The organism is Anoxybacillus sp. UARK-01, assembly GCF_002075365.1.
GTDB lineage: Bacteria > Bacillota > Bacilli > Bacillales > Anoxybacillaceae > Anoxybacteroides > Anoxybacteroides rupiense.
On record NZ_NASY01000041.1, the window covers coordinates 84,300 to 98,835 of the forward strand.

Annotated in this window: 14 protein-coding genes and 1 riboswitch; of the genes, 12 read left to right on the top strand and 2 right to left on the bottom strand. The window is 44.0% G+C overall.

The features are described 5' to 3' along the window. The first annotated feature begins 42 nt into the window (after positions 1-42). Together B6A27_RS09150 and yidC are read left to right on the top strand one after the other, a co-directional pair. The gene (locus B6A27_RS09150; RefSeq protein ID WP_066149164.1) at positions 43-315 is read left to right on the top strand and encodes a hypothetical protein; all 273 of its coding nucleotides are present in this window, start codon (positions 43-45) and stop codon (positions 313-315) included. Between the two features lie 27 nt (positions 316-342). Continuing rightward, positions 343-1,101, top strand: coding sequence for a membrane protein insertase YidC (gene yidC, locus B6A27_RS09155; protein WP_080861807.1), 759 nt, complete (start codon positions 343-345; stop codon positions 1,099-1,101). 42 nt (positions 1,102-1,143) lie between these two features. On the opposite strand, the gene pepF is transcribed toward yidC, so the two are convergent. After that, positions 1,144-3,009 (bottom strand): oligoendopeptidase F, encoded by a 1,866-nt coding sequence (pepF, locus tag B6A27_RS09160; RefSeq protein ID WP_080861810.1) that lies wholly within the window; start codon positions 3,007-3,009, stop codon positions 1,144-1,146. Between the two features lie 243 nt (positions 3,010-3,252). Here pepF and B6A27_RS09165 point away from each other — a divergent pair, with 243 nt between their 5' ends. Further along, on the top strand, positions 3,253-5,397 hold the full coding sequence (locus B6A27_RS09165; RefSeq protein WP_080861813.1) for a DNA topoisomerase III: 2,145 nt from the start codon (positions 3,253-3,255) through the stop codon (positions 5,395-5,397). Between the two features lie 144 nt (positions 5,398-5,541). Here B6A27_RS09165 and B6A27_RS09170 read toward each other — a convergent pair whose 3' ends face one another. Continuing rightward, the gene (locus B6A27_RS09170; RefSeq protein ID WP_080861815.1) at positions 5,542-5,976 is read right to left on the bottom strand and encodes a GNAT family N-acetyltransferase; all 435 of its coding nucleotides are present in this window, start codon (positions 5,974-5,976) and stop codon (positions 5,542-5,544) included. Between the two features lie 399 nt (positions 5,977-6,375). Here B6A27_RS09170 and B6A27_RS09180 point away from each other — a divergent pair, with 399 nt between their 5' ends. The 9 genes from B6A27_RS09180 to cobJ all read left to right on the top strand — a co-directional run bounded on the left by B6A27_RS09180 (position 6,376) and on the right by cobJ (position 14,531). After that, the gene (locus B6A27_RS09180) at positions 6,376-6,666 is read left to right on the top strand and encodes a phasin family protein (protein WP_044743439.1); all 291 of its coding nucleotides are present in this window, start codon (positions 6,376-6,378) and stop codon (positions 6,664-6,666) included. A gap of 37 nt (positions 6,667-6,703) precedes the next feature. Beyond that, entirely contained in the window at positions 6,704-8,380 is a 1,677-nt protein-coding gene (ubiB, locus tag B6A27_RS09185) for a 2-polyprenylphenol 6-hydroxylase (protein ID WP_080861821.1), read from the top strand. Between the two features lie 488 nt (positions 8,381-8,868). After that, a complete protein-coding gene (gene rraA, locus B6A27_RS09190) occupies positions 8,869-9,348 on the top strand; it encodes a ribonuclease E activity regulator RraA (protein WP_080861824.1) in 480 nt (159 codons plus the stop codon). A 64-nt stretch (positions 9,349-9,412) separates the two neighbouring features. Further along, positions 9,413-9,603: riboswitch (cobalamin riboswitch) on the top strand. 130 nt (positions 9,604-9,733) lie between these two features. Next, positions 9,734-10,123, top strand: a complete 390-nt coding sequence (locus tag B6A27_RS09195) for a (2Fe-2S) ferredoxin domain-containing protein (protein WP_044743442.1) — start codon at positions 9,734-9,736, stop codon at positions 10,121-10,123. Continuing rightward, a complete protein-coding gene (locus B6A27_RS09200) occupies positions 10,120-10,860 on the top strand; it encodes an energy-coupling factor ABC transporter permease (RefSeq protein WP_080861827.1) in 741 nt (246 codons plus the stop codon). Before B6A27_RS09195 ends, B6A27_RS09200 begins: the two co-directional genes overlap by 4 nt. Before the next feature lie 3 nt (positions 10,861-10,863). Beyond that, positions 10,864-11,148 (top strand): energy-coupling factor ABC transporter substrate-binding protein, encoded by a 285-nt coding sequence (locus B6A27_RS09205; protein WP_066149180.1) that lies wholly within the window; start codon positions 10,864-10,866, stop codon positions 11,146-11,148. After that, entirely contained in the window at positions 11,145-11,858 is a 714-nt protein-coding gene (gene cbiQ / locus B6A27_RS09210) for a cobalt ECF transporter T component CbiQ (RefSeq protein ID WP_080861830.1), read from the top strand. The genes B6A27_RS09205 and cbiQ overlap by 4 nt, the downstream gene beginning before the upstream one ends. A 16-nt stretch (positions 11,859-11,874) precedes the next feature. Next, the gene (locus tag B6A27_RS09215) at positions 11,875-12,711 is read left to right on the top strand and encodes an energy-coupling factor ABC transporter ATP-binding protein (protein WP_080861833.1); all 837 of its coding nucleotides are present in this window, start codon (positions 11,875-11,877) and stop codon (positions 12,709-12,711) included. 254 nt (positions 12,712-12,965) lie between these two features. Next, on the top strand, positions 12,966-14,531 hold the full coding sequence (cobJ, locus tag B6A27_RS09220) for a precorrin-3B C(17)-methyltransferase (RefSeq protein WP_080861835.1): 1,566 nt from the start codon (positions 12,966-12,968) through the stop codon (positions 14,529-14,531). The last annotated feature ends 5 nt before the right edge of the window (positions 14,532-14,536 follow it).

Consider the following 14,536-nt stretch of genomic DNA (forward strand, 5'->3'; position numbering starts at 1 on the left):
GTTTATGTTAGGTAGGACGCTGAAAGAAATGAGGTAGGGGAAATGGAAACACCCTTTGATCTGCTGCCCTATTTATCGTTAGTGAGCGCTTTGTTTGTAGCGATGAAATGCTACATGACTCAATATCGGAAAAATAGGCTGTTTCTCCATCAGCTTGAGTTTTATGATGTGGAGGTACACAGCCGGCAGCAGGATAATCAATGGATACGGCTGCCGCTGTATCGTTTGTTTATATGGAGGCAGCGAAAGATTCCAGTCAGGGAACGATCGCCTGTTTCCGATGAGGATGGAAGGAGTCTCCTTGCTTTTCGCTAAAAAGAGAATAAGCAAGGAGGCTAAATGATGAAGAAAAAATGGCTGTTGATGTTATTCGTGATTGTCGGAGTGTTAAGTGGCTGCAATCGCAATGCTCCGATTAATGAGCATAGCCAAGGAATTTGGGATCATTATTTTGTTTATCCGATGTCCAAGCTGCTTTTGGTATTGGGAGATTTGTTTGGTGGAAACTATGGCCCGGCGATCATTGCTGTTACGTTGATGGTGCGGTTTTGTTTGCTTCCGCTCATGCTGAAGCAGTTCCGAACATCGTTAGCGATGCAAAAGCTTCGACCGGAGATCCAAAAATTGCAGGAAAAGTATAAAAGCAAAGATATGCAAACACAACAAAAGCTTCAGCAGGAAATGATGCAGCTATATCAAAAGCACGGAGTGAATCCGATGAATGGCTGCCTGCCAGCATTAATTCAAATGCCGATTTTTATGGCACTGTATTATGCGATTCGACGGACGCAGGAAATTACACTTCATTCATTTTTATGGGTACAGCTCGGGCATCGCGACCCATATTTGATTTTGCCGATTTTAGCTGCTCTCACAACATTCATCTCCATGAAATTGTCACCAACGATGTCGGAGCAGCAAATGTCACAAATGGCCATCATGTCCTATATTATGCCGATCATGATTTTTATAGGGGCGAACTCTGTTCCATCCGCTTTATCATTATATTGGGTAGTCGGCGGTTGTTTTTCGATTATTCAATCGTTGATTTTTCGCATGCAGCTGAAATCAGCAAGAATGTCAAACGAGCAGGCATCGTAATGAACAGACCGCTTCCATTCGTATGGAAGCGGTCTGTTTTTGCTATATCTTGCCTTGTTTTCGCAAAATGTGTTCCATTTCATTGACGAGCGAATCGAAGTAAGCGAAAAGACTATTTAACGGTTGCGGAGAAGTCATATCCACTCCGGCTTTTTTTAATAAAGAAATTGGATCATCCGATGTTCCGGAGCTTAAAAATGTTAAGTAGCGCTTTGTCGCTTCTCCTGTTTGGTCTTTCTTCATTTGTTTGACGAGCTCAAACGATGCGGCAATCGATGTTGCATATTTATATACGTAAAAGGCGTCATAGAAATGAGGAATGCGCAACCATCCAAGACCGGCTTCAGGATCTGCCGCATAAGCAGGGCCGTGGTATTTTTTCAACAAACGAAGCCAAAGCGCATTCAAATCTTCAGCGGTTAGGCTGCCGCCCTGCCGCACCTGATCATGAATCGTTTTTTCAAATTCAGAATACATCACTTGTGTATATAAGGTACCGCGAATTTGATCAATTTGTTGATTGAGTAAATATAACTTTTCTTCATCGTTTTTTGCCTGTTTGATGAAATAATCCATCATCAGCCACTCGTTAGCTGTCGAAGCCACTTCTGCCGTAAAGATGGATTGCCCTGAATAGCGGTAAGGTTGTGTTTGGTTTGTATAGACAGAGTTCATAGCGTGGCCGATCTCATGAGCGATCGTCAATGTTTGGTCTAGTGAATGGTCATAATTTAATAAAATAAACGGATGGGTATCATAGGCTCCCGTGTTATATCCGCCTGTATATTTTTTAGGGCGGGGATAGACATCAAGCCAACGATGGTCAAAGGCATATTTCACTTGCTTTATATATTCTTTGCCGAGCGGTTTTAAGCCTTCGAGTATAAGCGCCTGTGCTTTGTCAATCGGAAACCTCATTTGGTTGGCCACTGTTTGTGAGACGAGCGGAACGTACATATCATAGCTATGAATTTGATCTGTTTTCAATATGTTTTTTCGCAGCTCCACATAGCGGTGCAGCGACGATAAATGCTGGTTGACTCCTGAGATCAGATTCGTGAACACTTGTTCCGGTACATCATCGGCCGATAGAGCCGCATCAAGGCCTGATTTGTACCGGCGTGCTTTGGCATATAGCTCATCCGCCTTAACGGAAGCATATAATGTTGCTGCTGCGGTATTTTTGATGGACTCATAGCTTTTAAAAAATGTTTGGAACGCCTGTTGGCGATAGGCCCGGTCAGGGTGCTCAAGCGCTTTTAAATAATTGCCTTCTGTAAGCTGCACCGTTTGGCCATCCGCCGTTTTCATAACGGGAGGAGTATAATCGCCTCGTGAAGCGTTATTGTAAATATTTTCGGCATCGCTTGTGATTGGAGAGAGCTTAGCGAGCAGTTGTTCTTCCTTTTTTGACAACGTATGCTTTTTTTGCTCCAGCAGCTCTTGAAAATAGCGGCGGTATCCTTTTAGTTGTTTGCTTGTTTGAAAATCATTCAGCTTGCTTTTAGGAAGCGATAAAATTTCTGGTTCGATAAATGAAGTAGCGGCTTGATAACGAGAAAAAAGCACCTCTAGCTTCGCCTTTAAACTGGCTGCTGTTTTGTCTTCAATATTTAAATCTTGCTTCATATGTGCATAAAGAGAGAGTTTTTCAAGCGTGCGCGCTGTTTTTTCCTGCAGAGCGAACAGTTTGGCCACATTGCTTTCGTTATGAAGCTTTCCTTGATAGGATGATAATAACGGGATGTTTTTGGCTGCTTTTTCGTAATCTTTGTTGAAATCGTCTTCAGATGGATAAATATCGGCGAGATTCCAAGTATAACGTTGAGCGTTGCTTGCTGCTTGTGTATGATGGAGCGGAATGATAATCATCCACAGCGTGAGCATGATGAGAAGCATTCGCTTCATTTTTGCCACTCCCTTTCCTGTAGGTTCCATATAGTAGTATGTGCAAAAATAGCGAACTTACTCGATAGAGATGGATGGAACTTGGCATGTTTACCTTTGCATGCAGGAGTTTGGCCTGTTTTTCAACGGTCATGTTCGTGATGGGACTTTTTCGACTGGATATTTTTGGGATATCCTTCGGTTCATCTTTAAAGTTGATTAATATAGAAAAATGTCGTTTATCGGTTAAAGGAGAAAGAAGCTATGAAAGTGATTATCGCGGAAAAACCAGATCAAGGAATCGCGTTGGCCTCGATTTTTCAGACTAAAAAACGCCAGGGCTATCTTGAAATTTTACCAAACGAGTTGTTTCCAAAGGGGGCTTATATGACATGGGCAGTCGGCCATTTGCTCCAGCTGGCTCCGCCTGAACGGTATCGGCCGGAGTGGAAGCAGTGGAAGCTGGAAACGCTGCCGATCATTCCCGAGCAATTTCGCTATGAAGTGGAAAAATCCAAGGCGAAGCAGTTTCAAATAGTGAAGGAGCTCTTGCGAAAACCGGAGGTTATGGAAATTATTCACGCGGGAGATGCCGGGCGGGAAGGAGAGCTGATCATCCGCAATATCATTTACATGAGCGGTGTGAAAAAGCCGATGAAACGTCTTTGGATTTCTTCGTTAACTCCAAAAGCGATTGATGAAGGGTTTCGCCGGCTGCTTGATGAAAAAGAAACATGGCCGCTATTTGAAGAGGCATATGCGCGCGCTTGTGCCGATTGGCTTGTCGGCATGAACGCGTCTCGCATTTACAGCATTTTACTTAAACAAAAAGGAATGAATGATGTTTTTTCAGCTGGAAGGGTGCAAACCCCCACTCTCGCTTTAATTGTCAAGCGTGAAAAAGAAATCGAAAGCTTTAAACCAGAGCCGTTTTGGGAGGTTGTTGCTTCATTTGTTATGAACGGCAAACATTATGAGGGCAAATGGATGCAACAGCAGGATTCTCGTTTAAAGGACCAAGAGCTGGCCAATAAAATTGCCGCATTTTGCCAAGATAAACAAGCGGAAGTCAAAGAAATCAAGACGGAACGGAAAAAGTTTCAGCCGCCGCTTTTATTTAATTTATCGTCGCTGCAAGCAACGGCTAACAAACTTTATCAATTCTCTCCGCAAAAAACGCTTGATATTTTACAAAAGTTATATCAAAGAGGAATCGTTTCGTATCCCCGTTCTGATTCACAATATGTAACAAGAGGAGAAGCGGAAGCGTTTCCGGAAATTTTGCAAAAATTAAACCAATTTGCAGCGTATCAATCCTTCTTTCCGCTTCCAAACACAAGTATTTTACATAATAAACGTTATGTAAACGAAAAAAAGGTGACAGACCATTATGCGATCATTCCAACCGAGCAGGTGGTGAATCCTGAAACGTTATCGAAAGAGGAGCGAAATATTTATGATCTAGTTGTCCGGAGATTGCTTGCTGCCCATTATCCTGAAGCCATTTTTGATTATACGACAGTGACGACGCTTGTTGATGGGCGGGCGGTTTTCATATCAAAAGGAAAGCAGCAAATTCAGGAAGGATGGCGGAAAGTTTTCTTTCAGCATGACGAAGAGAATGTAGCCGCTCTTCCGCCGCTTGCGGAAGGAGAACAGGGAAAAGTGGAAAAAGTCGATGTGAAAGAAGGCAAAACGCAGCCGCCAAAGCGGTATACAGAAGGTCAATTGATTACGTTGATGAAAACAGCGGGGAAATTTTTAGAAAACGAAGAATTGGAAAAAGTGCTTGCTAAAACGGAAGGTCTCGGTACGGAAGCGACACGGGCTGGCATTATTACGATGTTGAAAAACCGAAAGTATATCGAAGTGAAAAAAAATCAAGTATATGCTACTGACAAAGCAAAAATTTTAATTGAAGCGATTGGGGATAAGATTTTAGCCTCGCCGGAAATGACCGCAAAATGGGAGCAGCGTTTAAGCGAGATTGGCGAAGGAAAAGCCTCTGCTTCCCTATTTATGGAACAAGTAAAAAAGCTGTCGATAAAAATCATAGAAGATGCAACAGCGATGGCGAAGGATTGGAATTTCTCAGGATTCGATACCGCTTCTATTCAGCGTACAACATCGAAAGCAACGCTTGGCAAACCGATCGGCCAATGCAAGTATTGCGGCGGAACAGTCATTGATAAAGGAGAGTTTTATGGCTGCGCGCATTATGCGAAAACAAAATGCTCATTTACGATCTCAAAGGTGATTCTCGGTAAAAAGATTTCACAAACGAATGTAAAAAAGCTTCTGCAGCACGGAAAGACAGATTTAATCAAAGGATTTAAAAAAGGGGATAAAACATTTAATGCCCATTTAGTGTGGAATGAGCAGGAAAAAAGAATTACTTTTTTGTTTTAACATTATCCACCAAGAAGTCTCCCGTCTCTTTAACGGATTGTAGGTGGGGGAGGCTCATTGCAAAATATTAAAAAATGCTTGCTCTTTTTCTACCCGGCATAGCTGAGCACGTGCCGGGTAGAAAGCAAACTTAAGCAGCAACCATTAGCAATGGCGAAAGATTTCCATAAACTGATCTGGCTCATGCAGCACTTCAAATCCGAACGGCTGGTAAAGACCATGCGCATCCTTTGTCACTAATAAAAAGCGGCGGATATTGAGAAGATCCGGGTGCTGCAGGACACATTCTACCAGCCACTTGCCAAGCTCTCTGCCGCGATAGGCTTCATCAATAAAAACATCGCATAAATAGGCGAATGTCGCTCCGTCAGTAACCACGCGTGCAAATCCAATCTGTGTCTGGCCGTGAAAAAGAGAAAAGCATAGCGAATGTTCAATCGATTGGATAATCGTTGTTCGTTCCCTTTGATTGGCCCAATAGGACTGAGCCAGAAACTCGCATACGCGGTCCATTTGAATGAGGGCACGATTAGTGGAAATCATCATATCATTTCGTTTATATTCAACGACTTGAAACAAAGCGTTTCCTCCTCCCTATTTCGACGAATTATAAGCGATTTTAAGAAAAAAGACAATGCTGGGTACTGGGCAAAGGAAAAAAACAACGGCTTTGGGCAGCCGATCATATATCGCTTTTTGTTTCCTCCCTCTTATTGGTGTAAGAGCGTCATGCCTTTGCGTGACAAGGACGAACCGAGCCGCCGACTCCTTCAATCAGATGATTTATTCGATGTTTATAGCCCGTTTGGCGGAACTTTTCTATTGCTAAAGGGCATGATGGATTCAAAGCAACGTCATTTTATGGTGGAACAGAAGGCACAGATGTTTGACAGGAGCGAAATTCAAAGGTACATTGAAGCTAACAAACACGAAATGCAAAAGATGTAAAAAACACATAATGAAGGAGGAAGGATAAGAATGGATATGATTAGAAAAATGTTGGCGTTTGGGCTTGGTTTGGCGTCTGTCAGCAAAGAGCAAGCAGAGAAATTGGTGGATGAGCTAGTGAAAAGAGGAGAATTATCTTTAGAAGAGTCAAAAGATGTAATTGATCAATGGATTCGGCAAAAGGAAGAAGGGAAAGCGGAGTTTCAACGCGCTGTGCGTGAGCAGCTAAAACAAATGCTTGATAAACTTGATTTAGCTACAAAAGAGGATATTCGCCAATTAGAAGAACGAATTCAACGCTTGGAGCAGAAAAACGAGTAAATAAAAAGATTTTGGAGCTGCAAAAGGAGACAGACCAATGGCCGGAAAAAGGATGCGTCATGTAAGTCGTTATCGGGAGATCGCTGTCGCTTTGATTCGCCATGGCTTTGGGATCGTAGCGGAGGAAATCGGGTTTTCCCAGTTTCTTTCTCTTCCACAAAGATTATTTTTCGATGCGCAGGAAAAGAATGAAAAAACAATTGGAGAACGAATCAGGCTCGTTTTACAGGAGTTGGGTCCAACTTTCGTGAAGCTGGGGCAGATTGCGAGCACGCGTCCGGATTTAATTCCTGGCCCTATTATTCGGGAATTGGAAAAGCTGCAAGATCAAGTTTCTTCTTTTTCATTTGCCGAAGTCGCACGAACAGTTCAAGAGGAATTAGGAAGTGATGTGGATCGATTGTTTCAACAGTTCGAGGCGGTTCCGATTGCGGCCGCTTCGATTGGACAAGTTCATCGAGCCATCTTGCATTCAGGAGAACAAGTCGCTGTTAAAATTCAGCGCCCGAATATCGCCCATATGATTGAAACGGATTTAGAAATTCTGCAAGATTTAGCGATTCTCGCTGAGCGCCGCCTTTCATGGGCTGCGCAATATCAAATCGGCGATATGGTTGAAGAATTCTCGCAATCTCTTCGGGCCGAGCTTGATTATACGATTGAAGCGAGGAACGCTGATAAAATTTTTCAGCAATTTAAACAAGATCCTAGCATTTATGTTCCAAAAGTATTTTGGGAGTATTCAAGCAAAAAAGTGCTAACGATGGAATATGTGGAAGGAATCAAACTTAACGAGTTGGAGCGGCTGAAGGAAAGCGGATATGACTTGAAACATTTGGCCGAACGTCTAACCAAGGCAATTTTGCAGCAAATTTTAAGAGAAGGGTTTTTCCATGGAGATCCTCATCCCGGCAATCTATTCGTATTGCCGGGGGAGGTGATCGCTTTTATTGATTTTGGGATGATCGGGCGTCTGACGCCAGATATGAAATATCACTTTTCTTCGTTAGTGATTGCTTTAATGCGTCATAATACAGATGGGATCGTTAAATCGCTGTATCAAATGGGGCTTGTTCCTGAGCATGTCGATGTATCGCGATTGCATGAGGATATCGAACAATTAAGAGAGAAGTACTACAATGTTCCGCTCAGCCAAATCAGTCTTGGCGAGGCGCTTCATGATTTGTTTCATGTTGCCTTTCAACACTCTATTCGCATTCCGAAGGATTTAACCCTTCTGGGAAAGACGTTGCTAACAGTGGAAGGCGTAGCAGAGCAGTTAGATCCGGAGCTGAACATTCTCAATATTGCTGAACCATTTGGACGCCAGCTATTAAAGGAGCGCTTGCATCCTAAACATCTAACCGAAGAAGTGTGGAAGCGCGTGTTCAATTATGGAGAAATGTTGCTGGACTTCCCTAAGAACATGAAGGAGTTAACGGCATTTATTAAACAAGGAAAGCTGCATTTGAAAATGGATATTCCTGAATGGCCGCTTTTTTTAAAAAAATTAGATCAAATTAGTAATCGCTTATCCTTCAGTATTGTGCTGCTGTCTTTCAGCATTATTATGGCAGGGATTATTATTGGCTCTTCTTTAGGTAGGCAATCGACTTTACTTTGGAAAATTCCAGCAATTGAGATTGGGTTTGGTATCGCCTCTTTGATGTTTTTATGGCTGTTATATTTAATTTATAAATCCGGACGGTTTTAGCTGTTGACCTAATCGCTGGTGGTGGATTACTTGTTTTATTTCTCGTGCTGTATAAAATGGAGAACCACGGTTAGAGGATAGGCCGCTGACTTGTCTCGGTCACGCCAAAGCGTGCTGTCGAAACCTGCTTATATAGGGACTGCCTGCAGAGGCTCGACTAGAATGTGTTACGATAATAATTTTATGTAAACAATCCGGTGTGCTGATGATCCAATAAAAATCATTGGCATTACTTGATTCCCAGCTTTTCTACCGTAGTCGGCAAGCAAATGACTTGCCGACTGGGCATGCATATGGCAGAAAAGCTTGTGTCTAGCTCAATCATTCCATATTTTTAGTAAAATGATCATCCACACTTGCGGGAAACCATATTAGTTCTTCTTATTTCACCGTTCCTCTGTTTTTTTTTTTGACGGATTTTGCAGGATTTTTTTTCAAAATGTCAAAAGGATTTAATAGACAAAGAAAAATGGGGGAAGGGAAATTAAATGAAGACAGCAGATTTATGTGATCAATTTTTGTCGGAGCTGCAAGTGTGCCAATTACCGTTGCATTCTTATGGCGGAAAAACAGAGTTTTCCGGACCGATTGCCACTGTTGAGGTATTCGAGGACAATGTGCTCGTTCGCGAAGCGCTAGAAACCATTCCGGCAGGCACGGTGTTAGTTGTTGATGGAAAAGGTTCGCGAAATTGTGCATTGCTCGGAGATCGTCTGGCACAAATCGCTTGTGAACGAGGACTTGCAGGCGTGATTGTCCATGGTTGCATTCGCGATTCAGCTGAAATTGCGCAAATGCCGCTTGGCGTAATCGCTCTTGGGACATGCCCTGTCAAAAGCAAAAAAGAAGGGAAAGGGGCGCGTGATCACGTTCTTGAATTCGGGGGCGTACATTGGGAGCCGGGCGCGCATGTGTATGTTGATAGCGATGGAGTTGTTGTCGCTAAAACAAAACTGTTCGAAAAATAAAAATGGTTGACTTTTTTCGAAAATTCATCATATCATTGTGGAGGAACAACTGAATCATTGAATCGTTTGCTAAAGCAAGTAAGGTGCCTTTCTCTATTGGGACAGGCTTAAAAGGGAAGTACGGTGAAAAGCCGTCACGGTACCCGCCACTGTGATGAGGAGCTTCATTGCATCATGTCACTGAAGGAAACTTCGGGAAGGCGCAATGAAGCGATGATTCTAAGTCAGGAGACCTGCCTTATTTGCTCGGCCGGATACCTACGGGATTATAGGTAGACGTGCGGGGGAATGGTATACATATGCATTTGTGATTGGCCGTATGCATTTTTCTGCACCTCTATCGATAGAGGTGCTTTTTTATTTCATCAAAAAGGAGAGGATCGGTGTGACAACGTGGAATTTAACTGGAGTAAAGCATCACGTATTGATCTGTAACGGCGGCAGCTGCATGCGAAAAGGCGGAGAGGAGGTGACAATCGCCATTCGTGATGAAATTGCGCGGCTGGAATTGGACAGCACTGTACACACAACGAGAACGCGCTGCAATGGCCGCTGTAATGATGCGTGCGTAGTAATCGTGTATCCGCAAGGAGTTTGGTACAAGGGGGTGACGCCGGATAAAGGAAGAGAGCTTGTCCAAACACATTTAAAAGATGGTGATCCTTTAAAAGATATCGTCACCTATCAGTATGGAGAAGATGGATTATCGATGTGCCATCCAACAGCTGCGGTTGGCATTACTAAAAAAGCTAGCATCAAGGAGGAGAGGGTATGAAGCAATGGAAGTTTCTGCTGCTGCTATGTGGCCTTGTTGTTTATTTTACTGTCAATAGCGGTACACCAGCCTATGCTATGCATATTATGGAAGGATTTTTGCCGGTGAAATGGGCGCTATTTTGGTGGATTGTTTTTCTGCCGTTTTTCATCGCCGGAGTGCGAGCGCTGATGAAGATCACAAAGCGCCATCCTGAATTAAAATTGTTGATTGCGCTTTCAGGAGCTTTTACCTTTGTACTTTCGGCATTAAAAATCCCATCGGTGACAGGCAGCAGCTCCCATCCGACTGGAGTCGGGCTCGGGGCCGTCTTATTTGGTCCGCTAACGATGACGGTGATGGGGAGCATCGTTCTTTTATTCCAAGCGTTACTACTGGCGCATGGGGGATTGACGACATTAGGAGCGAACGCGATGTCAATGGCGGTATGCGGTCCGCTAGTAGCATACGGGGTGTATCGTTTAGGAAAAAGGTATAACATTTCGCAGCGATTTGTCATTTTTTTAGCCGCTTTTCTTTCTGACTTGGCCACATATGTAGTTACATCATGGCAATTGGCGCTTGCTTTTCCCGACACAACAGGAGGAGTAGCAGCTTCATTTCTTAAATTTGCCGGAATTTTTGCGATTACGCAAATACCGCTCGCGATCACCGAAGGGCTGCTGACTGTTGTTGTGTGGAACTTTTTATCTACTTACAGCAGTCGAGAGCTGAATCAACTTCAGAAAGGAGCCTAGCAGATGAAGCGAAATCTCTTGCTTATTGTTCTTGCTTTTGTATTAGCTGTCGCTCCCTTGCTATTGGTTCGCAATTCGGATTTTGGCGGTACAGATGATCAAGCGGAAAAAGCGATTCAAACGATCGTCCCGGATTATAAGCCTTGGTTTGAGACGATCTTTTCACCGCCGGGTGGGGAAGTGGAAACATTGTTATTTTCTTTGCAAGCCGCGCTTGGCGCCGGGGTGATTGGCTATATTATCGGCGTTTATAAAGGTCGAGCCGGTCGAAGAGATGAAGCGGAATGATTCGGCATTTTGACATGATTGCCTATCATAATCGTCTGCGCCGTCTGCGGCCTGAACAAAAGACTTTATTCTCTTTTCTCTTGCTTTTGAACACTATGGTAGGAAGCAGAGGAACGCATCTTTTTATTATTTTCTGGCTAGCCATATGGACGATTGGGTATGCAGGTGTTTCTTGGAAAGTATATGTAAAAACGTTGGGAATGGTCATCCTTTTCCTTTTAATTAGCTGGCCGATTTTGCTTATTTCCCTTGATTCATGGCACATATCCGTGAATCGAGGAAATATTCCGGCAGCAATCGATGTATCGCTGCGCTCCATTGCAGCATGGTCGTGCTTATTTTTCCTTTTAGTAACAACGCCGTTTCCAGAGTTGCTCTATGTATTAAAAAAACTGAAAATACCATCCGTTATGATTGAATTACTATTTTTTATGTATCGATTTATCTTTGTGTTTGAGCAGGCGGCGGAGGAATTGTATACGGCGATGAAAGCACGCAACGGCGGCAGTCATTGGCGGCATGGCGCCATGCTTATTTTTCAGCTTTGGCAAAAAGTATGGGGCGCTTACCATGCTTTATTGCTCGCATTACGGGCGCGCGGGTTTTCCGATGAGCTTGTCTATATTCAAAACGAAACGGGTGGTGTATGGAGCAAGCGCTATATTGTAGAGGCGATTGCCGGAATGGGGGTACTCATATGGATGAGATGATCGAGAGGAAAAAAAGATGTTGAGATTAGAAGAGGTGTATTACCAATATCCTCATGGCCAAGAAGTGCTGAAGGGAGTGTCTCTTCAGATTTTCAGAGGGAAAAAATATGCGCTTATTGGCCATAATGGCTGTGGGAAAACGACGTTATTTTTGCATATGAACGGGCTGTTGCGCCCCAATCGCGGATGCATCTATTGGAAAGAGCAAAAAATGGCTGACCGGCGCCAAACGATTCAACAATGGCGCCGAGAGGTAGGCATTGTTTTTCAAAATCCAGAACATCAGCTTTTGGCTCCTGTTGTGAGAGATGAATTAGCCTTTGGTTTGCATCAGCTGGGGCTACATGAAGCAGAAATCAATCAGGAAATCGCCAGAACGGTTCGTGAATTTGGCCTGCAATCATGGATGGACAAGCCTGTCCACCATTTAAGTCTCGGCCAAAAAAAATGGCTGACTCTTGCTTCGGTGATGGCCATGAGGCCGCATTTGCTAGTGTTAGATGAACCGACAGCCTATTTGGATCTCTTACAAACAGAGCGATTGGTAGAAAAAATCAATGATATTCATCAAGCAGGAACAACGGTATTCATTGCGACTCACGATTTTGACTTTGTTTTGAAATGGGCTGACATCGTCTTTGTGATGCATGATGGGCAAATTGTGATGCACGGGGAACCGCAAGAGCTGTTTGCACGGCCGAGCATACTGCAAGAATACCGTCTCGGCATTCCGCTGCTTGCTTCCGTTTGGAACGCCCTTTTTCCCGAAGACGCAAAAATCCCTCGCGATATTTGCGAGCTGAAGCAACGATTAGGCGAAAAAGCAGAATGGTACGCGAACGCGCTTTTTTAAGATTCTTAAATGCTTTAAATCAGACTAAATCATAAACGGTTAGCCAGTTTGCTAGGTTCCCAGCCTTCTAGAGTGATAGAGGCATCATTTTATAGTTTTGATGGCCGAATTCTTGAGCCGCAAGCCGCTTTCAAACATTGATGAACTTTGGAAGCGTTGCTATCTGGCCTTTTGTTGACATGATCTCGGCCGTCGTCTTGTTAAACCTTCATGGCTAAAGGAGAAGGTTGAATCATAAAGAAAGAGGTGAAACAATGCAAGGAAAATTATTGGTCATCGGATTTGGGCCGGGCAGTGCCGACCACATGACGAAACGGGCACGACAAGCGATTGAAGAAAGTGATATTGTGATTGGCTATAAGACTTACATCGAGCTTGTGGCGGATTTAATAGGAGAAAAGCCGATTATCAGCACAGGTATGACAGAAGAGGTGGGCCGAGCGCAGGAAGCGGTGAAATGGGCGGAAAAGGGCAAGAAAGTAGCGGTTATTTCAAGCGGCGATGCAGGAGTGTATGGCATGGCGGGACTTGTATATGAGGTATTAATTGAGAAGGGATGGACAAAAGAAAGCGGAATAGAAGTCGAAATCATTCCCGGAGTTTCTGCCATCCATTCATGTGCAGCGCTATTAGGGGCCCCTATTATGCACGATGCTTGTACCATTAGCTTAAGCGATCACTTGACGCCGTGGGCGGTGATTGAGAAACGGATTGAAGCAGCGGCGATGGCCGATTTTGTCATTGCTCTTTATAACCCAAAAAGCGGAAGGAGAACGAGGCAAATTGTCGAAGCTCAGCGCATTTTGCTGCGCTACCGTTCTCCACAAACCCCTGTTGGTCTGGTGAAAAGCGCATACCGCCCCCGGCAGAATGTGGTTATGACAGATCTAGAACATATGCTGGAACATGATATAGGTATGCTAACGACTGTCATTATTGGCAATTCATCGACATTTGTGCATGATGGGCTGATGATTACGCCGCGCGGATACCAGCGGAAATATAGCTTGGATAAGCTGGAGCAGCGGCTAAAACCGCACGAACGGCTGCGCAAGGAGGCCGAGCCGTGGGCGCTCGATCAAACAGAAGAAACAGAGAGAGTGCGCAAAACAGCGGAAGAAGCCCTGCAAAAAGTGGCCATTCGTCAATACGAACAAGCGAGAGCAATCGAGGAGATTTTTGAACTGGCAGTAAGTCCGGGAGTCGCGAATAAGGCCTTTACGCCACAGCAAATGCTGCTGATTGCTGAAATGGTCGGGAACCGTGGCAAGATGATGTATACACCGGATCATTATTTAAAGCTGGAAATGTTGACAGACCGTCCTGATGACATGGTTCGAAAATTGAAGGAAGCAGGTCTTGTTGTCATGCCGATTGGCAACGTATTAACCGTTAAAGCATGCGATTTTTGCGATGGTGAGAAAAAAGAGGGGATTCCATACGCTGAACAGCTGCACGAAAAGCTGGGAGGAATGGCGCTGCCAAAAGAGCTAAAGCTGGGAATTAACGGCTGTGGAATGGCGTGCTACGGAGCGGTAAGAGAAGATATAGGCATTGTCTACCGCAAAGGCGCGTTTGATTTATTTTTAGGTGGAAAAACGATTGGGAGAAATGCCTATCCTGGGCAGCTTGTGGCAGAGGGGATACCGCCTGAGCAAATCGTTCCTGTCGTCATACAAATTATTCAAGAATATAAGGAACACGGGCATCCTAATGAAAGATTCCATAAATTTTTCCAAAGAGTAAAAAAAGCAGGAGGTTTTGTTTACCAAGAACCTCGCACCAATCAAAAAATCGAAGTTTCGGCGTGTGGAGAATAGGGGGA

Coding starts and splice junctions, on each gene's coding strand:
- B6A27_RS09150 (WP_066149164.1), top strand. CDS start 43: ATGGAAACACCCTTTGATCTGCTGCCCTATTTATCGTTAGTGAGCGCT.
- yidC (WP_080861807.1), top strand. CDS start 343: ATGAAGAAAAAATGGCTGTTGATGTTATTCGTGATTGTCGGAGTGTTA.
- pepF (WP_080861810.1), bottom strand. CDS start 3,009: ATGAAGCGAATGCTTCTCATCATGCTCACGCTGTGGATGATTATCATT.
- B6A27_RS09165 (WP_080861813.1), top strand. CDS start 3,253: ATGAAAGTGATTATCGCGGAAAAACCAGATCAAGGAATCGCGTTGGCC.
- B6A27_RS09180 (WP_044743439.1), top strand. CDS start 6,376: ATGGATATGATTAGAAAAATGTTGGCGTTTGGGCTTGGTTTGGCGTCT.
- ubiB (WP_080861821.1), top strand. CDS start 6,704: ATGGCCGGAAAAAGGATGCGTCATGTAAGTCGTTATCGGGAGATCGCT.
- rraA (WP_080861824.1), top strand. CDS start 8,869: ATGAAGACAGCAGATTTATGTGATCAATTTTTGTCGGAGCTGCAAGTG.
- B6A27_RS09200 (WP_080861827.1), top strand. CDS start 10,120: ATGAAGCAATGGAAGTTTCTGCTGCTGCTATGTGGCCTTGTTGTTTAT.
- B6A27_RS09205 (WP_066149180.1), top strand. CDS start 10,864: ATGAAGCGAAATCTCTTGCTTATTGTTCTTGCTTTTGTATTAGCTGTC.
- cbiQ (WP_080861830.1), top strand. CDS start 11,145: ATGATTCGGCATTTTGACATGATTGCCTATCATAATCGTCTGCGCCGT.
- B6A27_RS09215 (WP_080861833.1), top strand. CDS start 11,875: ATGTTGAGATTAGAAGAGGTGTATTACCAATATCCTCATGGCCAAGAA.
- cobJ (WP_080861835.1), top strand. CDS start 12,966: ATGCAAGGAAAATTATTGGTCATCGGATTTGGGCCGGGCAGTGCCGAC.